This is a genomic window from Pseudomonas sp. LBUM1659 (assembly GCF_059716045.1).
In genome coordinates this window covers 5,282,856-5,308,179 of the sequence record NZ_CP166797.1, presented here as the reverse complement: position 1 = coordinate 5,308,179, position 25,324 = coordinate 5,282,856, and the positions used below count along the sequence as shown (strand labels likewise).

Annotated in this window: 19 protein-coding genes; 14 read left to right on the top strand and 5 right to left on the bottom strand. The window is 56.6% G+C overall.

Features of this window, described 5'->3' with window-relative positions; translation table 11 throughout:
* The first annotated feature begins 12 nt into the window (after window positions 1-12).
* The 7 genes from pilW (at window position 13) to der (ending at window position 7,792) form a co-directional block, all read left to right on the top strand.
* Window positions 13-771 (top strand): type IV pilus biogenesis/stability protein PilW, encoded by a 759-nt coding sequence (gene pilW / locus ACA048_RS24045; RefSeq protein ID WP_497626594.1) that lies wholly within the window; start codon window positions 13-15, stop codon window positions 769-771.
* Window positions 771-1,796, top strand: coding sequence for a RodZ domain-containing protein (locus ACA048_RS24040; RefSeq protein ID WP_497626593.1), 1,026 nt, complete (start codon window positions 771-773; stop codon window positions 1,794-1,796). Before pilW ends, ACA048_RS24040 begins: the two co-directional genes overlap by 1 nt.
* A 3-nt stretch (window positions 1,797-1,799) precedes the next feature.
* Entirely contained in the window at window positions 1,800-2,909 is a 1,110-nt protein-coding gene (gene ispG, locus ACA048_RS24035; RefSeq protein WP_007944259.1) for a flavodoxin-dependent (E)-4-hydroxy-3-methylbut-2-enyl-diphosphate synthase, read from the top strand.
* 37 nt (window positions 2,910-2,946) lie between these two features.
* A complete protein-coding gene (gene hisS, locus ACA048_RS24030) occupies window positions 2,947-4,236 on the top strand; it encodes a histidine--tRNA ligase (protein ID WP_497626592.1) in 1,290 nt (429 codons plus the stop codon).
* A gap of 40 nt (window positions 4,237-4,276) precedes the next feature.
* Window positions 4,277-4,918, top strand: a complete 642-nt coding sequence (locus tag ACA048_RS24025) for a tetratricopeptide repeat protein (RefSeq protein WP_497626591.1) — start codon at window positions 4,277-4,279, stop codon at window positions 4,916-4,918.
* Window positions 4,911-6,062 (top strand): outer membrane protein assembly factor BamB, encoded by a 1,152-nt coding sequence (gene bamB / locus ACA048_RS24020; protein WP_497626590.1) that lies wholly within the window; start codon window positions 4,911-4,913, stop codon window positions 6,060-6,062. The genes ACA048_RS24025 and bamB overlap by 8 nt, the downstream gene beginning before the upstream one ends.
* Before the next feature lie 260 nt (window positions 6,063-6,322).
* Window positions 6,323-7,792, top strand: coding sequence for a ribosome biogenesis GTPase Der (gene der, locus ACA048_RS24015; RefSeq protein ID WP_150747938.1), 1,470 nt, complete (start codon window positions 6,323-6,325; stop codon window positions 7,790-7,792).
* Between the two features lie 290 nt (window positions 7,793-8,082).
* Here the strand turns inward: der and ACA048_RS24010 are convergent, their stop codons facing one another.
* A complete protein-coding gene (locus ACA048_RS24010) occupies window positions 8,083-8,901 on the bottom strand; it encodes an RHS repeat-associated core domain-containing protein (protein ID WP_497626589.1) in 819 nt (272 codons plus the stop codon).
* Between the two features lie 147 nt (window positions 8,902-9,048).
* A complete protein-coding gene (locus ACA048_RS24005) occupies window positions 9,049-13,029 on the bottom strand; it encodes an RHS repeat domain-containing protein (RefSeq protein ID WP_497626588.1) in 3,981 nt (1,326 codons plus the stop codon).
* A gap of 540 nt (window positions 13,030-13,569) precedes the next feature.
* Between ACA048_RS24005 and ACA048_RS24000 the strand changes: the two genes are divergently transcribed.
* Together ACA048_RS24000 and ACA048_RS23995 are read left to right on the top strand one after the other, a co-directional pair.
* Window positions 13,570-14,718 carry a pyridoxal phosphate-dependent aminotransferase gene (locus ACA048_RS24000; RefSeq protein ID WP_497626587.1) on the top strand — a complete coding sequence of 383 codons (1,149 nt, stop codon included), beginning with the start codon at window positions 13,570-13,572 and terminating at the stop codon, window positions 14,716-14,718.
* The gene (locus ACA048_RS23995) at window positions 14,706-15,497 is read left to right on the top strand and encodes an amidohydrolase (RefSeq protein ID WP_497626586.1); all 792 of its coding nucleotides are present in this window, start codon (window positions 14,706-14,708) and stop codon (window positions 15,495-15,497) included. The genes ACA048_RS24000 and ACA048_RS23995 overlap by 13 nt, the downstream gene beginning before the upstream one ends.
* A gap of 169 nt (window positions 15,498-15,666) precedes the next feature.
* On the opposite strand, the gene leuA is transcribed toward ACA048_RS23995, so the two are convergent.
* Window positions 15,667-17,346: a 2-isopropylmalate synthase gene (gene leuA / locus ACA048_RS23990; protein WP_497626585.1), complete on the bottom strand. Its 1,680-nt coding sequence runs from the start codon at window positions 17,344-17,346 to the stop codon at window positions 15,667-15,669.
* A gap of 387 nt (window positions 17,347-17,733) precedes the next feature.
* Between leuA and ACA048_RS23985 the strand changes: the two genes are divergently transcribed.
* Window positions 17,734-18,090 (top strand): hypothetical protein, encoded by a 357-nt coding sequence (locus ACA048_RS23985; RefSeq protein ID WP_497626584.1) that lies wholly within the window; start codon window positions 17,734-17,736, stop codon window positions 18,088-18,090.
* Between the two features lie 119 nt (window positions 18,091-18,209).
* Here ACA048_RS23985 and ACA048_RS23980 read toward each other — a convergent pair whose 3' ends face one another.
* Together ACA048_RS23980 and xseA are read right to left on the bottom strand one after the other, a co-directional pair.
* Complete coding sequence (locus ACA048_RS23980) at window positions 18,210-19,031, bottom strand: peptidoglycan DD-metalloendopeptidase family protein (protein ID WP_497626583.1); 822 nt, start codon at window positions 19,029-19,031, stop codon at window positions 18,210-18,212.
* A 3-nt stretch (window positions 19,032-19,034) separates the two neighbouring features.
* A complete protein-coding gene (gene xseA, locus ACA048_RS23975; RefSeq protein ID WP_497626582.1) occupies window positions 19,035-20,414 on the bottom strand; it encodes an exodeoxyribonuclease VII large subunit in 1,380 nt (459 codons plus the stop codon).
* A gap of 127 nt (window positions 20,415-20,541) precedes the next feature.
* On the opposite strand from xseA, the gene ACA048_RS23970 reads away from it, so the two are divergent.
* From ACA048_RS23970 to guaA, 4 genes are all read left to right on the top strand, one after another.
* Complete coding sequence (locus ACA048_RS23970) at window positions 20,542-21,309, top strand: sulfite exporter TauE/SafE family protein (RefSeq protein ID WP_497626581.1); 768 nt, start codon at window positions 20,542-20,544, stop codon at window positions 21,307-21,309.
* Window positions 21,310-21,411: 102 nt separating this feature from the next.
* The gene (locus ACA048_RS23965) at window positions 21,412-21,960 is read left to right on the top strand and encodes a sugar ABC transporter ATPase (protein WP_497626580.1); all 549 of its coding nucleotides are present in this window, start codon (window positions 21,412-21,414) and stop codon (window positions 21,958-21,960) included.
* Window positions 21,961-22,145: 185 nt separating this feature from the next.
* Complete coding sequence (guaB, locus tag ACA048_RS23960; RefSeq protein WP_223512163.1) at window positions 22,146-23,615, top strand: IMP dehydrogenase; 1,470 nt, start codon at window positions 22,146-22,148, stop codon at window positions 23,613-23,615.
* 83 nt (window positions 23,616-23,698) lie between these two features.
* On the top strand, window positions 23,699-25,276 hold the full coding sequence (guaA, locus tag ACA048_RS23955) for a glutamine-hydrolyzing GMP synthase (RefSeq protein WP_497626579.1): 1,578 nt from the start codon (window positions 23,699-23,701) through the stop codon (window positions 25,274-25,276).
* The last annotated feature ends 48 nt before the right edge of the window (window positions 25,277-25,324 follow it).

Below are 25,324 nucleotides of genomic sequence, written 5' to 3'. Positions count from 1 at the left end.
GAGAGGATCTCTATGTCCCTGCGCTTCGCGCTGCTTTTGCTGTGGGCCAGCCTGTGTGCTGGTTGTGTCCTGTCGGGCGATTTCAACCCGATGAAGACCAGCAAGGGCCGTGATGAGGCGCGTGTTGCCTACGTGCAACTGGGCTTGGGCTACTTGCAACAAGGCATGACCGAACGCGCTAAAGTCCCGCTGAAAAAGGCGTTGGAGCTGGATGACTCGGACCCGGATGCCAATGCGGCACTCGGGTTGGTGTTTCAGGCTGAAATGGAACCTGAACTGGCAGACCAGCATTTTCGCAAGGCGCTGTCCTCCCGCCCCAGCGATGCGCGAATCCTGAACAACTACGGCAGTTTTCTGTTCGAGGAAAAACGTTACAAAGAGGCGTACGAGCGCTTTGAACAGGCCGCCGCCGATACGCTGTATCCTGAGCGTTCGCGAGTATTCGAGAACCTGGGTATGACCGCATCAAAGCTGGGTGAGCGTGATCTCGCGCAGCAGCAACTGGAAAAAGCCCTGCGTTTGAATCGCCAACAGCCACGTGCATTACTCGAAATGGCTGAGTTGTCCTTCGAAGACAGGCATTATGTGCCCGCGCGTGACTATTACGATCGTTTTAGCCTGCTGGCCGAGCAAAATGCACGTAGTCTATTGCTCGGTGTTCGGCTGGCAACAGTGTTCGATGATCGCGACAAGGCCGCCAGTGCGGGCCTGCAACTAAAACGACTCTATCCCGGTACGCCGGAATATCAGCAATACCTGTCGGAGCAATGATGAAAGCGGCGCATCCCGAAGTTGTAGCAGCGAATCGCGTTAACCCCGGTGAAACTTTGCGCCAGGCCCGCGAAAGCAATGGCTGGTCGCTGGCCGAAGTGGCCCTCAAGCTCAACCTCACTGTGACCTCCTTGAGCAATCTGGAAGCCGGCGCATTCGACAAGCTGCCTGGGCATACCTTTGCTCGCGGTTATATCCGTGCGTACGCCAAATTGCTGGGCATGGACCAGGCCGTTCTTGTACAGCAATTCGACCAGTCCACCGGCACCGATTCCCAGGGAAGCAGCGTCCACAGCCTGGGGCGTATCGAAGAGCCGGTGCGGGTTTCCCATACTATTTTGCGGATTGTCAGCCTGTTGCTGCTGATCGCGGTAATAGGTGGCGGTTTTGTCTGGTGGCAGGATCAAACCTCGCAGCGCACCAAGGATTTGATCGGCCTGAGCCCGGAACACGTTGAAGTGGAAGGCGCCGACGGCACTACCCAGATTCATCCGCTGGACGAGCCGGAAGACCAGGCCGTCGCGCAAGGTCAGGCTGAAAGCGCTACCCCGCTTGCATTGCCGCAAGCCGAAAGCTCCTCTGAATCACCGGCTGAAGCTGAAGTAACCGCGCCTGCTGCTGCACCGACAGCCCCGACGCCGGTTGCCCCGACACACAACGTTGCTCCAGTTGTTGCAGCACCGGCTACCCCAGTTCCAGCTGTTCCGGCACCGGTGGTCACCGCTCCGGTTGCTCCGGTTGCTCCGACTGCTCCCGCTCCAGTAACGGCAGCTCCAGTGGCCGGCCAAGGCCAGGTTCAGCTGAAGTTCACCGCCGACTGCTGGACGCAAGTGACCGATGGCGCTGGCAAGGTGCTGTTGAGTGGTCTCAAGCGTAAAGGCGACAGCGTTTCCGTCAGCGGCAAACCGCCGTTTTCTGTGCGTCTGGGCTTCGCCCGTGGCGCGCAGGTCAGCTACAACGGTCAGGCGGTTGATGTCGCTCCGTTCACCAGTGGCGAGACTGCTCGCCTGAAGTTGGGTCAATAAGTCATGCACGGCGAATCTCCAATCAAGCGTCGCGAATCCCGCAAGATCTGGGTCGGTAACGTGCCTGTTGGCGGCGATGCGCCCATCGCTGTGCAGAGCATGACCAACAGTGACACCAATGACGTTGCCGCCACCGTGGCCCAGATCAATCGTCTGGAAGCCGCTGGCGTCGATATCGTGCGCATTTCCGTGCCGGACATGGATGCCGCCGAAGCCTTCGGCAAGATCAAGCAACTGGTCAAAGTGCCGTTGGTGGCTGACATTCACTTCGACTACCGGATCGCCTTGCGCGTAGCCGAGTTGGGTGTTGACTGCCTGCGGATCAACCCGGGCAATATCGGTCGCGAAGACCGTGTACGCGCGGTGGTCGATGCCGCCCGTGATCGGGGGATTCCGATCCGCATCGGCGTCAACGCCGGCTCCCTGGAAAAAGACCTGCAAAAGAAGTACGGCGAGCCCACCCCGGCTGCGCTGGTTGAGTCTGCCCTGCGTCACGTCGAGCACCTTGAGCGCCTGAATTTCCAGGACTTCAAGGTCAGCGTGAAGGCCTCCGACGTGTTTATGGCCGTCGAAGCCTACCGCCTGCTGGCCAAGGAAATCGTCCAGCCTCTGCATTTGGGTATCACCGAAGCGGGTGGTTTGCGTTCTGGCACAGTGAAATCCGCCGTGGGCCTCGGTATGCTGCTCGCCGAAGGGATTGGCGATACTATTCGCATCTCGTTGGCGGCTGACCCGGTCGAGGAAGTGAAAGTCGGCTACGACATTCTCAAATCCCTGCATCTGCGTTCCCGTGGCATCAACTTCATCGCCTGCCCGAGCTGCTCGCGGCAGAACTTCGATGTGGTCAAAACCATGAACGAGCTGGAAGGGCGTCTCGAAGACCTGCTGGTGCCGCTGGATGTCGCGGTCATCGGATGCGTGGTCAATGGGCCGGGTGAAGCCAAGGAAGCCCATATCGGCTTGACCGGCGGCACGCCAAACCTGATTTACATCGACGGCAAGCCGTCGCAGAAACTGACGAATGACAATCTGGTGGATGAGCTTGAACGCTTGATCCGCCAGAAAGCGGCCGAAAAGGTCGAAGCTGACGCTGCCGTTATTGCGCGTGGCTGAGCCTGACTAACGAGCCGAACGAATTTAAGGATTTATTGTGAGCAAGTCTCTGCAAGCCATTCGTGGCATGAACGATATCCTGCCCGAACAGACTCCCCTGTGGCGTCATTTCGAGGGCACTGTTTCGCGTCTGCTGGATAACTACGGTTACAAGCAGATCCGCATGCCGATCGTCGAGTTCACCGAGCTGTTCAAACGCTCTATCGGTGAAGTGACCGACATCGTCGAAAAAGAGATGTACACCTTCGACGACCGCAACGGCGACTCCCTGACCCTGCGTCCTGAAGGCACGGCAGCCTGTGTGCGTGCGGTGCTTGAGCACGGCATCACCGGCGGTGGCCAGGTGCAGAAACTCTGGTATATCGGTCCGATGTTCCGCCACGAGCGCCCACAGAAAGGCCGTTATCGCCAGTTCCATCAGATCGGTGTCGAGGTGTTCAACCTCGACGGTCCGGACATCGATGCCGAGCTGATCGTGCTGACCTGGCGCCTGTGGGGCGAGTTGGGCATCCGTGATGCGGTCAGGCTCGAACTCAATAGCCTGGGCACTGCCGAGTCGCGCGGTCGTTATCGTGAAGCGCTGGTCGAGTTCCTCTCAGCGCATCTGGACAAGCTGGACGAAGACAGCCAGCGCCGTCTGAAAACCAACCCGCTGCGGGTTCTGGATACCAAGAACGCCGATACGCAAGCCATCCTGGTGGACGCCCCGAAAATGGCCGACTACCTGGACGATGAGTCCCGCGTGCACTTCGAGGGCCTGAAGGCTCGTCTGGACGCCGCCGGCATTCCTTATGTGATCAACCCGAAGCTGGTTCGCGGGCTGGATTACTACAGCAAAACCGTTTTTGAATGGGTCACCGACAAGTTGGGCGCCCAGGGCACCGTGTGTGCCGGTGGTCGTTACGACGGTCTGGTCGAGCAGATGGGCGGCAAGCCGACCACGGGCGTTGGTTTCGCCATGGGTATCGAACGCTTGGTGCTGTTGCTTGAAACCCTGGAGCAGATCCCGGAAGAAATCTCCCGTCAGGTCGACGTCTACCTCTGTGCCTTCGGTGAAGCCGCAGAGCTTGCCGGTCTGACCCTGAGCGAACGTGTCCGTGATCAATTGCCCAACCTGCGCCTGCAAGTCAATGCCGGCGCCGGCAGCTTCAAAAGCCAGTTCAAGAAGGCCGACAAGAGCGGTGCGCTGTATGCACTGATCCTCGGTGAAGATGAGATGGCCCAGCAAGTGGTAGGTTTCAAACCACTGCGTGGCCAGGGCGAACAACAAAGTATTGCCTGGGATGCGCTTGCTGCACACCTGGCCACCTGCGTCGTGCAGGGTTGAAGCTGTCAAACAGCCGATTTAGCGATTAAGGAGTATTGGGGTGTCGAGTACCGAAGACGAACATCTGGCGGATTTGAAGGACTGGTGGTCACGCAACGGCAAGCCCTTGGTCACTGGCGGCCTGTTGGCGCTGGTCATCGTGTTCGGCTGGCAAGCCTTTCACAAGTATCAGAGCAATCAGTCGCAAGGCGCCTCGATGCTCTATCAGCAATTGCTCGAAACCACGCTGACGCCTGACGGCAAGCCTGACGCAGCCCGTGTTGCCGACCTGGCCGGCAAGCTCAACAGCGAGTTCGCCGGTAGCGCATACGCTCAGTACGGCAGCCTGTTCGTGGCGAAAGTCGCGGTCGACAGCGGCAAGCTGGACGACGCAGTCACCGAGCTGAAAGCCATTGTCGCCAAACCGGCCAACCCGGCACTGGGCGAAATCGCCCGTCAGCGCCTGGCGCAGGTACTGGCCGCGCAGAACAAGGCCGATGAAGCCTTGAAACTGCTCGAAGGCGATACCGACAAAGCATTCCTGGCCACTCGCGAAGAACTCAAAGGAGACCTGCTGGTGCAGTTGGGTCGTACTGATGAAGCGAACACGGCGTATCAAAAAGCCAAGGCCGCTCTGTCGGACGAAGCGGCGGTCGGTGGCCTGCAAATCAAGCTGGATGATCTGGCCAAAGGGGATGCGTGACGTGATTCGTTGGAAGCATGCAGCATTGCTGGCCCTGGCCATTTTGGCCGCGGGTTGCAGCAGCAACAGCAAAAAGGAATTGCCACCTGCCGAGCTGGTCGACTTCAAAGAAGAAGTGGTTCTGCAAAAGCAGTGGAGTCGTTCGGTCGGTGACGGTCAGGGTGAATCCTACAACATGCTGGTACCGGCGATTGATGGCGAAACCATCTATGCTGGCGACGTCACTGGCGTGGTGATGGCGATGGATCGCAGCAATGGCGACGTCAAATGGAAGAAAGATCTCGATCTGCCTGTTTCCGGCGCCGTAGGCGTGGGTTACGGTCTGGTCATGATCGGTACGCTCCAAGGCGAAATCGTTGCCATGGACGCGATCAACGGTGAAGAGAAATGGCGCGCTCGCGTGAACAGTGAAGTTCTCGCACCGCCGGCCACCAACGGTGACGTGGTGGTGGTTCAGACTCAGGACGACCGTCTGATCGGTCTGGATGCCGCGACCGGCAACCAGCGCTGGTTGTATGACAGCACCCCTGCGGTCCTGACGCTGCGCGGCACCAGTGCGCCGATCGTGACCAACCGTTTAGCGGTAGCAGGCCTGTCGACCGGTAAAGTGGTCGCTCTCAATGTCTCCAACGGCGTGCCGGTGTGGGAACAACGTGTAGCGATCCCACAGGGTCGTTCGGAGCTGGAGCGTGTGGTCGACATCGACGGCGGCTTGCTGCTGTCCGGCGGTACGCTGTACGTCGCCAGCTATCAGGGCCGTCTTGCGGCACTGGACCTGGAAAGCGGGCGTCAGCTCTGGCAGCGTGATGCTTCCAGCTATGCTGGTGTCGCCCAGGGGTTTGGCAACGTTTACGTGAGCCTGGCTTCGGGCACCGTTGAAGGCGTCGACGAACGTTCCACCTCCGCGTTGTGGAACAATGATTCGCTGGCCCGCCGTCAGCTGTCGGCTCCGGAAGTGTTCTCCAGCTACGTTGCAGTCGGCGATATGGAAGGCTACCTGCACCTGCTGAGTCAGGTGGACGGTCGTTTCGTCGGCCGCGAGCGCATCGACAGCGACGGCCTGCGTGCCCGTCCGCTGGTGGTGGGTGACACGATTTATGTGTATGGCAACAGCGGCAAACTGGAAGCCCTGACCATTAAGTAGCATTATTTTCTGAAGGAGCCGAGCGAAGTTCAGGCAAGGCAAAAATCAGCGAGGGAGCGGAGTTGACTTTAGTCAATGAGCATCCTGAGCTGATTTTTAACGCAGCATGAGCGAGCGCAGGCCCTTTAGCTATGCTTGGGGTTAAACCCCAGGCAGCCCCGTTCCACGGGGTTCGCAGCGCCCTCAAGCGTTGCCCCGAGCACCAGCCGCTGCCTCGCAGCGGCTTTTGTATTTTCTGAAATAACGAAGTGGAGAGCCGCATGGTTCCCGTAATCGCCCTGGTGGGCCGACCGAACGTCGGCAAGTCCACCTTGTTCAACCGCCTGACCAGGACTCGCGACGCCATCGTCGGCGACTTGTCTGGTCTGACCCGTGATCGCCAATACGGTGAGGCCAAGTGGCAAGGGCGTTCCTACATTCTGGTCGACACCGGCGGTATCTCCGGTGACGAGCACGGTATGGACGAAAAAATGGCCGAGCAGTCGCTGCTGGCCATTGAAGAAGCTGATGTCGTTCTGTTCCTGGTAGATGCCAAGGCTGGCTTCACCGCCGCCGACCAGATGATCGCCGAGCATTTGCGCAAACGTAACAAGCGTTCTTACGTGGTTGCCAACAAGGTCGACAACATCGACCCTGAAATGGCCCGCGCGGAATTCGCCCCGTTGGGCATGGGCCACGCGATCCCTATCGCCGGTGCACATGGTCGTGGCATCACCCAGATGCTGGAGATCGCCCTGAGCGATTTCCCGAAAGATGACGAAGAGCCGGAAGACGGCGAAGAAGAGATCGTTGCCGAAGGTGAGGAAGCCAAGCGCATTCCTGGCCCAAGCGAAAAAGACGGTATCAAGATCGCCATCATCGGTCGCCCGAACGTCGGCAAGTCGACCCTGGTCAACCGCATGCTCGGTGAAGACCGGGTGATCGTGTATGACCAGCCAGGTACGACCCGCGACAGTATCTACATCCCGTTCGAGCGTAACGACGAGAAGTACACGCTGATCGACACCGCCGGTGTGCGCAAGCGCGGCAAGATCCACGAAGAAGTTGAAAAATTCTCCGTGGTCAAAACCCTGCAAGCGATCAAAGACGCCAACGTGGTGATCTTCGTGATGGACGCTCGCGAAGGTGTGGTGGACCACGACCTCAACCTGCTGGGCTTCGCCATTGAGTCGGGTCGTGCGCTGGTTATCGCGATCAACAAGTGGGACGGCATGACGCCGAGCGAGCGCGACTTCGTGAAGGTCGAGCTGCAACGTCGACTGTTCTTCGTTGACTACGCCGACATCCACTTCATCTCGGCGCTGCACGGTACGGGCGTGGGCAATCTCTACGCCTCGGTACAGAACTCGTTCAAGTCCGCCGTGACCCGCTGGCCGACCAACCGCCTGACCCAGATTCTGGAAGATGCGGTCGGTGAGCACGCGCCACCGATGGTCAACAATCGCCGGATCAAGCTGCGTTATGCCCACTTGGGTGGTGCGAACCCGCCGATCATCGTGATCCACGGTAACCAGATCGAGAAGGTGCCGAAGTCTTACGTCCGGTATCTGGAAAACACTTACCGTCGTGTCTTGAAGCTGGTCGGTACGCCGATCCGCATCGAGTTCAAGGGCGGCGAGAACCCGTACGAAGGCAACAAGAACTCGCTGACAGACCGCCAGGTCAACAAGAAGCGTCGCATGATGTCGCACCACAAAAAGGCCGACAAGAAGCGCCGCGACAAGCGCTGATTCTGTTTTTTTTGTGGAACGAAGAGGGCGCCTGTGGCGCCCTTTTTTGTGTCTGGCTAAGGGCGGTTGACGTTTTACATTGGTAGCCCGAGTAACCCGCAAGCCATGGCCACCGTACTCTCGTAGTTCCTCTTCAGTTTGTCGGCTGAAGCAGAGTTTTTCCAGCTTCGACCAAAGCTCATCACTGAGCATCAATCGTGCATCGCAAACCCGCAGGAGTCTCAATTCTGCGGGTTTGGTGTTCTTCCTGCGCCTCTTATTCAAAACATCAACAGAGTCGAGGGTCTTGTTCAGATCAGTCCAGTACTCAGACCTGGCCGAATGCCGGGCTGTATTGAGCGTAAACCGATGTTAGATAAAATTCCGGGTTGGTTTGGCGGGTAGGAGAGTCCTCGCGGCATACCAAAGCTTTGGGCAGGAAATTTTGATAATACACCTCCGCTCATCACCAATCCGATACCTACTAGTGTGAGTGCAAATCCAAAACTTTTCAGGGCGCTGCTGTCGGTTGCCACACCAGCAAATATCAAACCAGAGCCTGACAGCGTAGTCAGAACACCTACGCCTTGGAGAATCGTTGCCGTTCCGCCGCCTAAGCCTGTACCCACGGCAAAGGATGCTGCCCCCAGCCCATAAGATATCCAGCCGAGTTTTTCTGCATACTCGTTGTAACCTTGCGCTTCATAAATACCCGACGCGATACCTGTTCCAATTGCACTCAGTCCAAGACCGGCTGCCGCAACACCGACTGCCAATGCAGTTAAAGACAAACTGGCCCCACCGGTAGGGATTGCAAGAGCTATACCCACGACCGTACCGACGACGCCTAAAATGATTCCACCAATGGCCTGCCAACTAATATGACCCGTTGGGTCTATATAGTTGATTGGGTCCAACTGGCAGTATTGATAACGGTTAATGCCAGCCGCGCCAAACGGACTTAAATTGTCAGGAGAGTAGAACGTGCGCAAGGCTGGACTGAAAGAGCGATAACCATTACCCAGCGGATACGTATTAGAAACTCCATCAAAAATCAAACCGTTGAAGCCGCGAGTGTTGCGACCGATAAGAAACGTTGTGGTAGCAAGGGTGTTGTTAATTGTTGTCATGTTGATTCACCAATTTGTTTTCATTGACAATGCAGGTCAGGATTAGCCTGACCAACTGGCTGATAGCCACCGTGACACAAGCGATAAGCGTCACGGTCGGCTCCTGTTTGCGTAGCTTAGTCGTCACTAATTCAGTGCGACTTCACATCACCAGTCACGGCGCTCCCCAAAATCGGAGTAGTCATGATAAATAGTTTGTGCAATGTCACCGCCGGGCATGCACGTGGTGACGCAACGAACCGTTCCTGTACTATCTGTACCGAAAAGCTCAAGTTCTACCTGTTCACCTCGCATGAGGTAACGACCAAGGACGATATTGCCAAATGACAGATACAGCGTTTTAGTGTTGTCACTAATTTCGCCGATAACTACATCGCCATCATAAACATAGGTAATGTTTTCGCTGCCTTGAAGGATTTGACTTAGCTTTCCAAAGGCGTCATACAGGTACTCATAAGCTGTGCGTTCGTTATAAATATCGCACGACGTTAGGCTGTTGGCGGCGTCATATGTAAAGAAGCGGGAATCATTTCCGGTTTCCGGGCCGTTGGTTAGGTTCCCCATAAAATCGCTATTGAAGTTACTGAAATTCACGCCGTCAGTCGTGGCTGCAACTTGATCTTCACGGTAGATGTATTCCAGCGTATTTTTATTTGTGACCGCAATGGTGTTGAATCGCTGTCCGCCTGCAAAATCATAGTTTGTTACGGAGGGCGCCGCAGTACCTTTGTTCATGGTAGACGAGCGTAAATGACCGTATGCCCCAAGATAGGTGTAGGAATGGTCCAGGTTGTCGGTAGCGCTCTCACCTTTACTGCATTGGCGGGAGACAATCAGCTCGTTATTATCATATGCCGTACGAGCATCGAGAACGACACTCAGGGAGGTGTCTTTTTTTATTGCCAGGCTTCGGCGGGACTCAAATTTAGAGGCGTTATACTCAAAAGACAGAATGGCAAATTCAACCCCCTGTGCACCTGAGAATGTAGGACTCTGGATTCTGATGCTTGAAAGGGTTCCATCCTGGTTGTAACTCGCGCCGATTAATATATCCAGGTCACTGTATTTTTTGACCCACAGTCGGCCATAGTTATCATAGTGGTAACTTTGCAGTTTTCCGAGATGGTTGGTCGCTGTCGTGACACGATCCCCACTGGCTGAATAGGTCTTTTCAGTCGCAATGGATGTACCGGTACCATACGTGCAGCTGGTTTTGGTCAGCGCGCCCTTGGCGTTGTAAGTGTACTCAAGGTTGGATGTTTCGAGACCGGAACGGTAAGCCTGTGCTTGAGTGATTGAACCGTTTTTCTTGTCATAGGTGTATTTGAATTTGATTTCAGGGGTGTCGGGAAACATCTTGACAATTTCGTCGGCAAGCAAGGTTGATGTGTTAAATGTAGTTGAAACTTTTGCCGCGTCAGCAATGTCGGAACTGGAGGGTTGTTTGTAATAAGGTTGTGCATAGCGAAATGTCTGGCCGTCTTGCTGGGTAAGTCGTCCAAAGCCATCGTGAGTTCGCCTCGAATCAAGCATAACTTCTTGCTGTGCATTAAGTGAGGTCGTGCTGACTACGGACGCCGGTAGATTCATGTTTTGTAAGGCGGAATCATAGGTGTAGGTATTACAGTCCACTCGGCCGTCACCATCAGTGTCGTGTACTGTTTCTTTCGTCAGTCGGTCAAATGGATCATATTCAAAGTTCGAACGTCCGCCCGTACGATTAATGGTCGAGACTTTCCTGCCAAAACTATCGTAGGTTGTTTGTTCGATAGGGGACAATATCTCATTGTTTCCATTCCGGGTTACGACAGCGATGGACGTGACATTTCCGGCGGCATCATACGTTTTTCTATAGATGGCACCGTTTTGTTGTTGGTAGTCCTCTGTGTTGAGGACCTTGTTTCGCTTGACGGTGCTCGTCGTTCCATCAGGGTTGTCGATCCTGACAAGTTCCCTTGAGTCGTAGGTGTAGCGGGTTGTGTTGGCGACTGTAATTTCTTTCCCTGAAGGGTCTGAAACTTTGTCGTATTCAGTCTCCGAGGCAATCAGGCCACTGGCAAGGTACTGTAGTTTTTTCACGCAGAACTCAACACCCTGAGGAAAGGTTTCCAACGCGTAGCTGAGTTGGTTGTTGAAGTTAATATAGCTGGTAAACTGCATGCCATTGGAGTCCGTGGCCTTTACCGTATTTTGGTAACCGTAGGTGTTGTCGATGTTTTTGTAGTATTCGTAGGTGTAGTTTTTTTCTTGTGACCAGTCTGTGCCAGAAAAATTTATTTCTTTGATCAGTCGATTTTCTGCATCGTACTGGTATTCAGTTATTACTCCGTTGAAGTCTTCTTCTTTATAAGTGAGGCCGGAAGAAAGGCTGAATGTTCTTGATGTGTTTTTTTCCAAAGCTCCGTCAGCACCAGTTGAGCGGTGTGATACGTGGATCATGGCCAGGGCGTTTACTTTGGAGTACGTATAATAGGTGGTATATGGATTGTAGTCTGACGGGAGCTTTTCCCACTGTTGCATGCCTACAAAAACTCTTGCGCTGGCGGGGGTGTCATCGGCAGCTGAAATATAATCGGCGGTAGAAAGGATAATGCCATTTGCTTTTGATTCTACGGCACGCACCATATACGGTCTGATGGTCGTGGGGGGCTTGGAGAGTATTGGCGAGGTATAATTGAATCCCTGTACTTCTTTGTATTTGATCTCGAGTGTTTTTATTTCGTCACTGGAAGTGGACGATTCTGGCTTGATTTCAGAACGCTTCAGATGGCAAACAAAGTATTTGTTCTGTGTGGGCGGGCAGCCATCCTCCAATTTGGAATCGGCAGGATAGTAAACGTAGGTTGTCGTGATGCCGGAAACCTCTCGGCGTGACAGTAAGTTTCCGAACAAGTCAAAACTGCGGGTTTCGTAAATTTCACGCTGGCCATTGAGGGCGTTGCTGTATACCGTACTTTTTTTTGTCCAGAACGAGAAATTGCCGGGCTGTCCGTTGATGTCCTGATTGTTGACGATAGGGTATGTAAATGTAGTCAATGACTGCTGGGTGCCAGTTAGTGGATCGATATGCTCTTCTTTGACAGTCAGGTGAAAACGATTGAATGTTCTTTTAGTCTTGATGTCGGCATGTACTTCGGTGACGGTGTAGGTGAAATCGTCGGTACGATAAATGCAATTGTCGCGGCCGGATACCTGAGTGTTTATAAGTGGGTAACCCGTAAAATTCTGGTCGCTGTATTCAAATGATATGGTTGCTTTGTCGCTTTGCGCAGGGTCATTGCCCATGGTTTCTAGTTTTGATACAACGTTGATCGTCTGGGTGCTGTTGTAATTAATCTTTTGATAGGTAAAGGCTTGAGCCTGGCCTGTAGGCTTTGTGATTTTTGACAAGTATACAAGGCCATCTTCTTTTGCAGTGTACTCAAAGTGAAAGCGTTGGGCTTGATTGTTTGGGAGTGAGATGCTTTTTACAATGTCCTGATTTATATTTCGCTGGATATAGACTTTGGTCGTGCTTCGCTCTCCCGCAACGAGTTGTGTGACTGTCACGACTCTTTCTGTTGAGCCTGGAGGGGCGGTGCCGTAATCAATGGTCAGCTCGTTGCCATGGCTGTCATCAACTTTTGAGAGGATTTGATAGGTTTCGCCCGGCTGGCTCTCATACGTAAAATTCAGGTGGTGCCCACTGGCTGAAACAAGCTTGGTGATTGCCCCTAGTTCGTTATAGTATTCTACGGTTCCGTTTTTATAAGAGACTGTGTAGTTCCAGTATGATGTCGAACCATCGACGATATGTACCGCTTCTGTTTTGATATCCTTGATGCGATGGTATTCCAGTACCAGATTTCCGGTGTATCGCGCGGTTTTTCCGTCACTGAAGTAGATGGTTTGATTTCTAAAATCAATGCGCGGGGAGTTAATAAGCCAGTTTCCGCCAAATCCATAGTAGTTGTTGCTGGGGTTTCCTGGGTTTGAATAGATCATTAGATTGAATACTGCCGGATCCTGAAGGCCGCAACTGATCTTTCCGAGAGATACAGAGATATCTACGCCGCCGGTTCTGTCATTTACGGCTGTTGAGATTGAAGATAGGTTGTAGGCCTCTGATGTAACAGTAGTGGTGCTCATGGGGGGTACCTTCTTATGTTTTCGGAGGAGTGCTCGCACGACTATCCACACGCTCGCATGATGAATGGTTGAATTGAGCAATCTGGAATGTTGTTGGTATGCAGGAGCTAATATAAATGATGTAGTTGCCTTGTATGCCTTCAAGTCTGAAATTGGACAGACCTCAAAAAATGGCACTTATAATGTTTGTGGGCGCTTGTCGTATTGTGAATTGTGGGAGCACTAATTGGCGTCGCAAGCATGGCGCGACTCACGTCAGTGTGAGTATTCAGCTGGTGTTCTTGGCTACTTGTTCAAGATCACCAGCGTAGGGCAGAGCATCAGCCGTCATTTCCATATACTTGGAAATCCGTGCTTATGATTTGATCCCTCATCGATTCATCCCACTTGGTCGGGGGCGGGCTGATTCGGAGGTCGAGGAATGACGATGTTTCCGACAAGGAATGGAATGCTGCAATTGTTTTTTATCCCTGGTAGTTCGGCTATCCTCAGGCTCTCCCGCGCCGCCGTTAGCGCCGGGTGTAGAGCAGGGAATGACCGATGATCACCAGTAAGCTGCCGAATGTCGGCATCACTATCTTCACTCAGATGTCTCAACTCGCGGCGCAAACCGGGGCGATCAACCTGTCCCAGGGTTTTCCCGATTTCGATGCCCCGCAGGCCCTGTGTGATGCGGTTGGCCGGCACATCGCCAATGGCCATAACCAATATTCGCCAATGACTGGCCTGCCTGCTTTACGTCAGCAAGTGGCGGCGAAAATCGCTCACAGTTATGGCGTCAATGTCGACGCCGACCACGAAGTGACCATCACTCCTGGCGCCACGCAGGCGATCTTCTGCGCGATTCAGGCGGTTATCCGCAGCGGCGACGAAGTCATCGTGTTCGACCCCAGTTACGACAGTTATGAACCGTCGGTGGAACTGGCGGGTGGACGTTGCGTGCATGTGCAACTCGGGCTGAATGATTTCTCCATCGACTGTCAGATGCTGGCCGAGGCCATTACGCCGCGCACGCGGATGATCGTTCTCAACTCACCGCACAATCCGAGTGGGGCGTTGATAAACCGTGTAGAACTGGATCAGTTGGCGGATTTGATTCGTGGTCGCGACATCTATCTGGTCAGCGACGAAGTCTACGAACATCTGGTGTTCGACGGCGTGCCTCACGTCAGTGTTCTGAATCACCAAGAGCTGTATCAGCGCGCCTTCGTGGTCAGTTCCTTCGGCAAGACTTACCACGTCACGGGCTGGAAAACCGGCTACGTGGTCGCACCGCCGGCACTCACCGCCGAGCTGCGCAAGGTTCATCAATACGTCAGTTTCTGCGGCGTGACACCGCTGCAATTTGCCTTGGCCGACTTCATGGCCGAGCACCCGGAACACGTCGAAGAGTTGCCAGATTTCTATCAAGCCAAGCGTGATCTGTTCTGCGATCTGCTGACGCCGTCGCGGTTCAGTTTCACTCGCGTGACCGGCACTTATTTCCAGTTGGTCGATTACTCGCAGATCCGCCCGGACCTCAATGACGTCGAGATGGCGCTGTGGATGACCCGCGAACATGGCGTGGCGAGTATTCCGATCTCGGTGTTCTACCAGACCCCACCCGCAGGCCAGCGCCTGGTGCGCTTGTGCTTCGCCAAACGCGAGGAGACCCTGCGTGAAGCAGCGGCAAAACTATGCGTGATCTGAGTGCACTGCCCAACCTGAATGTTGCGTTGATCCAGACCACACTCGCCTGGCACGACCGGAAGGCTAACCTGGAGCATTTCGAACAGTTGCTGGAGCAGGCTCGCGGTGCGGACCTGGTCATCCTGCCGGAGATGTTCACCACTGGTTTTTCCATGGAATCGGAAACCCTGGCGGAAGCGGAAAACGGTCCGACCAGCAAGTGGTTGCGCGTTCAGGCGGCGAAGCTGGGTGCGGTGATTACCGGCAGCATCATTGTCCAGGCCGCTGACGGCAGTCATCGCAATCGCCTGCTGTGGGCGCGTCCGGAAGGGGAGGTCTGGCACTACGACAAACGTCATCTGTTCCGCATGGCGGGCGAGCATAACCACTTCACGCCGGGTGAGCGTCAGGTGCAGTTTGAGCTCAAGGGCTGGCGCGTTCGGCCATTGATTTGCTATGACCTGCGCTTCCCGGTCTGGAGCCGCGATGCCCAGGACACCGACTTGCTGCTGTACACCGCCAACTGGCCCGGTGCACGCCGCCAGCACTGGAACCGTTTGCTACCTGCGCGGGCGATCGAAAACCTTTGCTATGTGGCGGCGGTGAATCGCATCGGCACGGACGGCAAAGGTTTTGCCTACACCGGCGACAGTCAGGTGCTGGATTTCCAGGGGGAGACCTTGCTCAGTGCAGGCGAGGCCGATGGTGTGTTTCAGGTGGTGCTGAACGCTGCGGATCTACAGGCTTATCGCACGCGGTTTCCGGCTAATCTGGATGCGGATACATTCGAATTCACGTAACCGATCGTTCCCACGCTCTGCGTGGTAATGCAGCCCGTGACGCTCCGCGTCACTGGACGCGGAGCGTCCCTCGAGACATTCCCGCGCAGAGCGTGGGAACGATCAAATCACAGGCAAACAAAAAGGCCCCAAGGTTCGCACCTTGGGGCCTTTTGCGTTGTAGCGACGCTTACGCCGCTTTTGCTTCCGGCTGGCTCAGCGAGCGGTTCAGTGCGCTGAACAGTGCTTTAAAGCTGGCAGTGGTGATGTTTTCATCAATGCCGACGCCATGCACCGCACGTTCACCGTTCACGCGCAGCTCAATGTAGGCCGCAGCCTTGGCATTGGTGCCCGCGCCGATGGCGTGTTCGTTGTAGTCCATGATCTCCACCGGGATCGGCAGGCCGGCCACCAGGGCTTCCAGCGCGCCATTGCCCTTGCCGCGCCATTGCAGGTTGTTTTCGCCCTGACCTTTGCTGGAGACTTCCACTTCCACGGCGCTGTGACCGTTTTCTTCCTGCAGGCGATGGCTGACCAGCGCGTACGGGGTATTGGCCTGCAAGTACTCGCTGTGCAGCAGCGCGTGGATTTGCTGAGCGGTCATTTCCAGGCCCAGGCGATCGGTTTCGCGCTGTACTACCTGGCTGAACTCGATCTGCATGCGGCGTGGCAAGTTGATGCCGTATTCCTGTTCCAGCAAGTAAGCGATACCGCCCTTGCCCGACTGGCTGTTGACGCGGATGACCGCTTCGTAGCTGCGACCGATATCGGCCGGGTCGATTGGCAAGTACGGCACTTCCCACAGCGCATCCGGTTTCTGCTGGGCGAAGCCCTTGCGGATCGCATCCTGGTGGGAGCCGGAGAACGCGGTGTGGACCAGGTCGCCGACGTACGGGTGACGTGGATGCACCTGGATCTGGTTGCATTCTTCGACGACCTTGCGCACGCCGTCGATGTCGGAGAAGTCCAGCTCAGGGTGAACGCCCTGGGTGTAGAGGTTCAGTGCCACGGTTACGAGGTCGACGTTACCGGTACGCTCGCCGTTGCCGAACAGGCAGCCTTCGACACGGTCGGCGCCGGCCATCAGGCCCAGCTCAGTGGCCGCTACGCCAGTGCCACGGTCGTTGTGGGTGTGCAGACTGATAATCACGCTGTCACGACGGTTGATATGACGGCCGAACCATTCGATCTGGTCGGCGTAGATGTTCGGGGTGGCGCATTCGACGGTGGCAGGCAAGTTGAGGATCATCTTGTGCTCAGGCGTCGGGTTCCAGACCTCGATCACTGCATCGCAGACTTCTTTGGCGAATTCCAGTTCGGTGGCGCTGAAAGTCTCAGGTGAGTACTCGAAGGTCCACTCGGTGTCCGGTTGCTGGGCGGCGTACTTGACGAACAACTTGGCTGCGCTGACGGCGATTTCCTTGATCCCGTCCTTGTCCTGATTGAAGACAATCCGGCGGAAAGAAGGGGAGGTCGCGTTGTACAGGTGAACGATGGCTTTCTTCGCGCCGCGCAGGGATTCGAAGGTGCGTTCGATCAAGTCTTCACGGCCCTGGGTCAGCACCTGAATGGTGGTGTCGTCCGGGACGTGTTTGCCTTCGATAAGGGTACGCACGAAGTCGAAGTCGGTTTGCGAAGCGGCCGGGAACGAGGCTTCGATTTCTTTCACACCGACGGACACCAGGGTTTTCCAGAAGCGCAGCTTCTTGACCGCGTCCATTGGCTCGATCAGCGACTGGTTGCCATCACGAAGGTCGGAGCTGCACCAGATCGGCGCGGCGGTGATGGTCTTCGACGGCCAGGTGCGATCCGGGATGTCGATGGTCGGGAACGCGCGGTATTTCGAAGACGGGTCTTTGAGCATGCTCATCGGGGGAATCCTTATTGTGTGGGCCGAAAAAAGGCGGCCTGCCGGTGGATCAAATGTTCTTGGGGAAAAGCGTGGGGCGAGGCACCGCAAATTCAGCCCGGCAGTCGTGCGCTGACGAGGCACAGGCTGCGGTGCTGGCGAAGCTGAATGAGGGTGTGAGAGGTTTTCATGCCTTCAACCCTAACCGCGGGGGGGAAGGATGGCAAGCAGTCGAAAAAAATTGAGAGGAATACCCGGAAAGCCTGATTTATCGAGATTTTATTGCTGTGAATCACAGTGATTGTTTTGATGATTGCGCGAGGCTTGAGCACTGCGCAATTGGAGAATTGAGACGACGGCCTCTTGGGCACGGCTATGCTTAAAGCCTGAACAAGGCAGGAGTTGGACATGAACGAGTCGGACTGGAAGCGGTATAGCACGTTGCGTCCATTGGCACATGAGCGGATGTGTATCCGGATCATGGAGGAGGTCGAGCGCACGGTGCTGGATAAAAGCCTGGAGCCTTATGATCGGATTGAAGCCACTGAAGAGCTGCTTAAGTCCCGGCAAAAAGAGCTGTATTGGGCGTTTGGTGTGTTCAGGTTTTCAAGGCATGAGGCGCAGTCGCACTTGCTTGGGTTGTGCGCGCGGGAGTTAATCACGCCTGAAGAGTTGGCGGGGTTCTCGGCGGAGACTCAGGAGTGGATCAAGCATTGCCTGGCGGACCGGGAGGCCCATGGGATTGAGGATCTGGAGGCTGAATAAGCGGCGTCTGTAATGCCGCCTTCGCGAGCAAGCCCGCTCCCACATTGGATTTGTATACACCACGGATCAAATGTGGGAGCGGGCTTGCTCGCGAAGGGGCCGGCAGCCTTACCGAAAATTCAGGGCTGAAATGCACCGATAAAGATAGCCGGATCCACCCGCGCATCATTCAGGCTGATATTCCAGTGCATGTGCGGCCCGGTCGCGCGGCCCGTCGCCCCGACTTTCCCGACCACCCCGCCACGCGCCAGTTGCTGCCCTACCTTCACGTCGATTTTCGACATGTGGCAGAACATGCTGATAAAGCCCTGCCCGTGATCGACAAACACCGTGTTGCCATTGAAGAAGTAGTTGCCGATCAGAATTACCTTGCCCGCCGCCGGCGTCTTGATCGGCGTACCCGCCGGCACTGCGAAGTCCAGGCCTGAGTGGGGATTGCGTTCTTCACCATTAAAAAAGCGCCGTACACCAAACTTGCTCGATAGCGGCCCGTTGACCGGTTTGTCCAGCAGCAGGTTACTCGGCGTGTTCGGGCTGAAGCTACGATAGGCCTGGATCTGTTCGGCCAGTTCGCCTTCGATGCGCTTGAGGTTGTCCGGATTCGGATTGACCTGCTGCGTATTTTTCAAGGTGATGTGCTGCTCCGGGTACTTCTTGTTGCCGACGGTGAAACTCAGGTTACGACCGCCGCTGCTGAGCTGCTGCGTGCCCGGTTTGACCGTCAAGGGCACGCCGACAATCGCCAGCCAGTTGCTCTGTTCTTTGACCACCAACACCGGTTTGCCTTGATAACTGGCTTTCGGCGCCTGGGGAGAAGTGCCCAGATCCACCACGGCCACGCCGCCGGGCACCGGTTTGTTCAACAGGCGAGTGATGTAGCTGTCGGCGTGGGCGTTGAAGGTCAGGCACAGCAACAGCAGCGGAGCTAAAAAACGCGGCATGGATCAATCCAGTAAAGAAAGGGTGACAGGCGTCAGGTGATTGTCTTCGACCCGCACTTGCAGTTCGCCGTTGCCAAGTTTGGCCTTGAGGCGCTGACCGTTGTGGGTTTGTTCGGCGCTGCGGATCGCGTTGCCGCGTTCGTCCAGCAGAATGCTGTAGCCACGGGCCAGTGTCGCCAGAGGGCTGACCACTTGTAGCGTCTGCACCTGACTTTGCAGTTGCAGGCGCCGCGACTTGAGGCTTTCGCGGATTGCACGGGGCAGGCGTTCGGCGAGGCTGTCGAGGCGCTGGCGGAGCATCGCCAATTGCCGGCCGGGATGTTGCCCGGCGAGGCGGGTCTCCAGACGAATCAAACGCTCGCGACGGGTATTGAGGCGGCGTTCGAACGCGCGGCGCATGCGCATGTCCAGGTCATCCAGACGCTGCGCTTGCTGGCGCAGGCGTTCGCCGGGATGGCGCAGGCGGCGGGAAATGCCCTCCAGACGCAGCCTGTCGCGCATCAAACGGTCGCGCATGCGCATCACCAGTCGGCGATGCAGGCTTTCGACCCTACGCACCAGATCGCTGGAGTCCGGGGCGAGCAGTTCGGCGGCGGCGGACGGTGTCGGGGCGCGGACGTCGGCGACGAAGTCACTGATCGACACGTCGGTTTCGTGGCCGACAGCGCTGACAATCGGCGTGACGCAGGCATCAACGGCGCGGGCTACCGCTTCTTCGTTGAAACACCAGAGGTCTTCCAGCGAACCGCCGCCACGGGCCAGGATCAGCGCGTCGAAACCACGGGCGTCCGCCAGTTTCAGCGCGCGAACTATCTGCGCCGTAGCCTCGCGCCCCTGCACGGCGGTAGGAATCAGCGTCAGCTGGATCTGCGGCGCACGGCGACGGAACACGCTGATGATGTCGCGGATCACCGCGCCGGTCGGCGAACTGATGATGCCGATGCGTTGCGGATGCGCCGGCAGCGGCACTTTGCGCTCGGCACTGAACAGACCTTCGTCGCTGAGCTTTTCCTTCAGTGCATCGAAGGCCAGGCGCAGCGCGCCATCACCGGCCGGCTCCACGGTGTCGAGGATCAGCTGATAGTCGCCGCGCCCCTCGAACAACGAAACCTTGCCCCGGACTTTGACTGCCAGGCCATCCTTCAACGCCTGACGCACCCGCGCCGCATTTTGCCGAAACAGCGCGCAACGCACCTGGGCGCCGCTGTCCTTGAGGGTGAAATACACGTGGCCGGACGCCGGGCGGGCGAGGTTGGAGATTTCGCCTTCGACCCAGATATTGCTGAACACGTCTTCGAGCAACACCCGCGCGCGGCCGTTGAGCTGGCTGACAGTCAGGACTTCACGGTCCAGGCCGAGTCTTGCAAAGGGATCTTTAATCATGGGGCGCAGTTTAAAGGCATTCGGCGTTGAATCTCCATGAGCCAACGAAAATCCCCCTACAAGGGTAAAGTCGGAATCCGGAATCCGGAATCCGGAATCCGGAATCCGGAATCAAGGAAGACATGGAATGAATGCATTTGAGTTGTTGCACCAATGGCCGTTCGGCGCGACGGATTGGCTGGTGATCGGGCTGGGCATCGCCCTGGCTTATATCGTGTTCGGCATCGCTGGTTTCGGCACGGCGCTGGTGGCGGGGCCGATTCTGATCCTGTTCATGCCGCTGTCGAAAATTGTGCCATTGCTAGTGTTGCTGGATTTTGTTGCGGCATTCGGCAATTTGCTGCCCTCGCGACGTGATGTGGCGAAACCCGAGTTGCTGCGATTACTGCCGTGCATGGCGGTGGGTTGCACGCTGGGGGTGATCTTTCTGTTGAACCTGAAATCCGATGTATTGCTGCTGTTGATGGGGCTGTTTATCAGCGCCTATGCGATTTACAGCCTGTGGGTCAAAACCCGTCCTGCGCAGTTATCCGCCGGTTGGGCGGTGCCGATGGGCACCGTGGGCGGGATGTTCGGGGCGTTGTTTGGCAGTGGCGGCTTTTTATACGCGATCTATTTGAACAGTCGCCTGCCCAAAGAGGCGGCCCGCGCGACCCAGAGTGCGCTGATCAGTTGCAGCACGGTGGTGCGCTTGAGCCTGTTTGCCGTCGCAGGTGTATATGCCGAGCTACCCTTGTTGGTATTGGCGCTGTGTTTGTTGCCGGCCATGGCCCTGGGGTTGTGGATCGGGCGGCGGTTGACCATGAGATTGTCCCGGGAGGCATTTGTGCGGCTGGTGACCTGGTTGGTGCTGGCCAGCGGGATTGCCTTGATCGGGCGGTACTTGAGCACTTGACCTGAGAGTGTCAGGGATTAAGCTGCCGCCCGCATTTCCTGTGGGCGCGAGCAAGCTCGCTCACACAAGGGTGAATATTCAGTATTTGCAGGGTCTGCACCCATGAATTCACAAAGCATCATCGTCCCGAAAATCTCCACGTTGCTGGTCCACGAACCCCGGGCTCGCGCGGTGGTGCGGTGGCTGGTGCGCAAAAACATCGTCCAGGAAGAACTGACCACCTGTGGCCGCACCGGCAACCGCATGGGCCACGCCATTGCCGACGGTGCCCGCGCGGTGGTGCTGCACCCGGAAGCGCTGCCGTTTGGCGAGTCGATCAATGGCTTGGAGATCGTCACCAAACGCTGCATCTATACGCCGGCCAAAGGTTTCCTTGAAGAGGCGGGATGCGCCGAGTGCCGCAAGGAAGTCGGCGAAGCACTGTTCGAAAGCCTGGAAGACTGGATGCCGGGCCGCACCGATAATTTCACCTGTCCCGAATGCGGGCATGAAGATGACATCAACGGCTTTCTTTTCTTGCAGGAATGCGGTTTTTCCAACCTGGGATTTATCTTCAACAACTGGGCAGAAGCCGGGTTCAAGCAGAGCTTTATCGATGAATTTGCCGATTGGCTGGATCAGCCGGTCAGTTGGGTGAAAGTCGAACTGTAGGAGCACAGCTTGCTGGCGATGACGGACTTAAGGACACCATCGCGGGCAAGCTGTGCTCCTACAGAATTCGGGTTTAAATACCCGTCGATCGACCCTGTCGATAATAGACAGAGTTTTACATTGAACCCGAGGGGGTGTCTGACTATAATGGCGCGCTTCCATTTTCCCGCTCGGGAGCCCCCGCGATGCTGCGTATCAGCCAAGAAGCTCTGACATTCGACGACATTCTCCTAGTGCCTGGTTATTCCGAGGTGCTTCCTAACGAAGTCAGTCTCAAGACCCGCCTAACCCGTGGCATCGAGCTGAATATTCCTCTGGTTTCTGCCGCCATGGACACCGTCACTGAAGCCCGTCTGGCAATCGCCATGGCTCAGGAAGGTGGCATCGGCATCATCCACAAGAACATGACCATCGAGCAGCAAGCTGCCGAAGTGCGCAAGGTCAAACGTTACGAAGCCGGTGTGGTCAAGGACCCGATCACGATCGAGGCGGATGCCACGGTTCGTGAACTGTTCGAACTGACCCGCATGCACAATATCTCCGGCGTTCCGGTACTGCACGATGGCGACCTGGTCGGCATCGTCACTTCCCGTGACGTGCGTTTCGAGAACCGTATGGACGTCTCCGTCCGTGAAGTGATGACGCCTAAAGAGCGCCTGGTCACGGTCAAGGAAGGCGCCGACAAGCACGACGTTCGCGAGCTGTTGCACAAACACCGCATTGAACGCGTACTGATCGTCGACGACAAATTTGCCCTCAAAGGCATGATGACCGTCAACGACATCGAAAAAGCCAAGGCTTACCCGCTGGCCAGCAAGGACGATCAAGGTCGTCTGCGTGTGGGCGCTGCCGTCGGTACCGGTAAAGACACCGGTGACCGCGTCGCTGCCCTGGTCAACGCCGGCGTTGACGTGGTGGTGGTCGACACCGCACACGGTCACTCCAAAGGCGTGATCGACCGCGTTCGCTGGGTCAAACAGAATTTCCCTGAAGTGCAGGTCATCGGCGGCAACATTGCCACCGGCGCTGCCGCCTTGGCCTTGGCCGAAGCGGGCGCTGACGCGGTCAAGGTCGGTATCGGCCCTGGCTCGATCTGCACCACCCGTATCGTCGCCGGTGTCGGCGTCCCGCAAATCAGTGCCATCGCCAACGTCGCCGCTGCCCTTGAAGGCACTGGCGTTCCGTTGATCGCCGACGGCGGCATCCGTTTCTCCGGTGACCTGTCCAAGGCCATCGTAGCCGGTGCTTCCTGCGTAATGATGGGCTCGATGTTCGCCGGTACTGAAGAAGCGCCGGGCGAGATCGAACTGTTCCAGGGTCGTTCGTACAAGGCTTACCGTGGCATGGGTTCGCTGGGCGCCATGTCCCAGGCTCAAGGTTCCTCCGACCGTTACTTCCAGGACTCTTCGGCAGGCGCCGAGAAGCTGGTTCCGGAAGGCATCGAAGGGCGTGTTCCTTACAAGGGCACCCTGAGCGCCATCATCCATCAACTGATGGGCGGCCTGCGTTCCTCGATGGGTTACACCGGCAGTGCCGACATCGAAGAAATGCGCACCAAGCCTGAGTTCGTGCGGATCACCGGTGCCGGTATGGCCGAATCCCACGTTCACGACGTACAGATCACCAAAGAAGCGCCAAACTACCGCGTAGGTTGAGCCTTCAAGCAAAAAGTTAAGTAACCGGGGCTGTTTTATTCAGCCCCGAGTTGTTTCTGAACTACATAGACGAGACTGACTTCATGGCCCTCGACATTCACGCCCACCGCATCCTGATCCTCGACTTCGGTTCCCAGTACACCCAGCTGATTGCCCGCCGCGTGCGTGAAATCGGCGTGTATTGCGAACTGCATCCGTTCGACATGGACGACGAAGCGATTCGCGAATTCGCTCCAAAAGGCGTCATTCTCGCCGGCGGCCCCGAGTCCGTGCACGTCGCTGACAGCCCGCGCTGCCCGCAAGCGGTGTTTGACCTGGGCGTACCGGTCTTCGGTATCTGCTACGGCATGCAGACCATGGCTGAACAGCTGGGTGGCAAGGTTGAAGGCTCCGAGTTGCGTGAGTTCGGTTACGCCCGTGTCGACGTGGTCGGCAAGAGCCGCCTGCTCGACGGCATCGAAGACCACATCGACGCCGACGGCCTGTTCGGCCTCGACGTGTGGATGAGCCACGGTGACAAGGTCACCAAAATGCCGCAGCAATTCCACATCCTGGCCAGCACCCCGAGCTGCCCGATTGCCGGCATGTTCGACGACGCTCGCGGCTACTACGGCGTGCAGTTCCACCCGGAAGTGACCCACACCAAACAGGGCGGTCGCATCCTCTCGCGTTTCATCCTCGACATCTGCGGCTGCGAAGCCCTGTGGACGCCTTCGAAGATCGCTGAAGACGCCATCGCCAACATTCGCGCTCAGGTCGGCACCGACAACGTACTGCTCGGCCTGTCCGGTGGTGTGGATTCCTCGGTAGTTGCCGCGCTGCTGCACAAAGCCATTGGCGACCAGCTGACTTGCGTCTTCGTCGACAACGGCCTGCTGCGTCTGCACGAAGGCGAGCAAGTGATGGCCATGTTCGCCGAGAACATGGGCGTCAAAGTGATTCGCGCCAACGCTGAAGATCAGTTCCTGAACAACCTGGCCGGCGAGTCCGACCCGGAGAAGAAACGCAAGATCATCGGCCGTACCTTCATCGACGTCTTCGATGCCCAGTCCAACAAACTGGACAACATCAAGTACCTCGCTCAAGGCACCATCTACCCGGACGTGATTGAGTCGGCTGGCGCCAAAAGCGGCAAGGCTCATGTGATCAAGTCGCACCACAACGTGGGTGGCCTGCCGGAAGAAATGAACCTCAAGCTGGTTGAACCCCTGCGCGAGCTGTTCAAGGACGAAGTCCGTCGTCTGGGCCTGGAACTGGGCCTGCCGTACGACATGGTCTACCGTCACCCGTTCCCGGGCCCTGGCCTGGGCGTGCGGATCCTCGGTGAAGTGAAGAAGGAATACGCCGACCTGCTGCGTCGTGCCGACCACATCTTCATCGAAGAGCTGCGTAAAGCCGACTGGTACCACAAAGTCAGCCAGGCATTCGTGGTGTTCCAGCCGGTGAAATCGGTTGGTGTGGTTGGCGATGGCCGTCGTTACGCCTGGGTCGTTGCCCTGCGTGCCGTGGAAACCATCGACTTCATGACCGCGCGTTGGGCTCACCTGCCTTACGAACTGCTGGAAACTGTCAGCGGCCGCATCATCAATGAAATCGAAGGCATCTCCCGCGTCACTTACGACGTGTCGAGCAAGCCGCCAGCGACCATTGAGTGGGAATGATCGCGCCTGAGCCTGTGAAGACAGGTTCGCGACGATTGTGAATAAAAG

Coding starts and splice junctions, on each gene's coding strand:
- pilW (WP_497626594.1), top strand. CDS start 13: ATGTCCCTGCGCTTCGCGCTGCTTTTGCTGTGGGCCAGCCTGTGTGCT.
- ACA048_RS24040 (WP_497626593.1), top strand. CDS start 771: ATGAAAGCGGCGCATCCCGAAGTTGTAGCAGCGAATCGCGTTAACCCC.
- ispG (WP_007944259.1), top strand. CDS start 1,800: ATGCACGGCGAATCTCCAATCAAGCGTCGCGAATCCCGCAAGATCTGG.
- bamB (WP_497626590.1), top strand. CDS start 4,911: ATGCGTGACGTGATTCGTTGGAAGCATGCAGCATTGCTGGCCCTGGCC.
- der (WP_150747938.1), top strand. CDS start 6,323: ATGGTTCCCGTAATCGCCCTGGTGGGCCGACCGAACGTCGGCAAGTCC.
- ACA048_RS24010 (WP_497626589.1), bottom strand. CDS start 8,901: ATGACAACAATTAACAACACCCTTGCTACCACAACGTTTCTTATCGGT.
- ACA048_RS24005 (WP_497626588.1), bottom strand. CDS start 13,029: ATGAGCACCACTACTGTTACATCAGAGGCCTACAACCTATCTTCAATC.
- ACA048_RS24000 (WP_497626587.1), top strand. CDS start 13,570: ATGATCACCAGTAAGCTGCCGAATGTCGGCATCACTATCTTCACTCAG.
- ACA048_RS23995 (WP_497626586.1), top strand. CDS start 14,706: ATGCGTGATCTGAGTGCACTGCCCAACCTGAATGTTGCGTTGATCCAG.
- leuA (WP_497626585.1), bottom strand. CDS start 17,346: ATGAGCATGCTCAAAGACCCGTCTTCGAAATACCGCGCGTTCCCGACC.
- ACA048_RS23985 (WP_497626584.1), top strand. CDS start 17,734: ATGAACGAGTCGGACTGGAAGCGGTATAGCACGTTGCGTCCATTGGCA.
- ACA048_RS23980 (WP_497626583.1), bottom strand. CDS start 19,031: ATGCCGCGTTTTTTAGCTCCGCTGCTGTTGCTGTGCCTGACCTTCAAC.
- xseA (WP_497626582.1), bottom strand. CDS start 20,414: ATGATTAAAGATCCCTTTGCAAGACTCGGCCTGGACCGTGAAGTCCTG.
- ACA048_RS23970 (WP_497626581.1), top strand. CDS start 20,542: ATGAATGCATTTGAGTTGTTGCACCAATGGCCGTTCGGCGCGACGGAT.
- ACA048_RS23965 (WP_497626580.1), top strand. CDS start 21,412: ATGAATTCACAAAGCATCATCGTCCCGAAAATCTCCACGTTGCTGGTC.
- guaB (WP_223512163.1), top strand. CDS start 22,146: ATGCTGCGTATCAGCCAAGAAGCTCTGACATTCGACGACATTCTCCTA.
- guaA (WP_497626579.1), top strand. CDS start 23,699: ATGGCCCTCGACATTCACGCCCACCGCATCCTGATCCTCGACTTCGGT.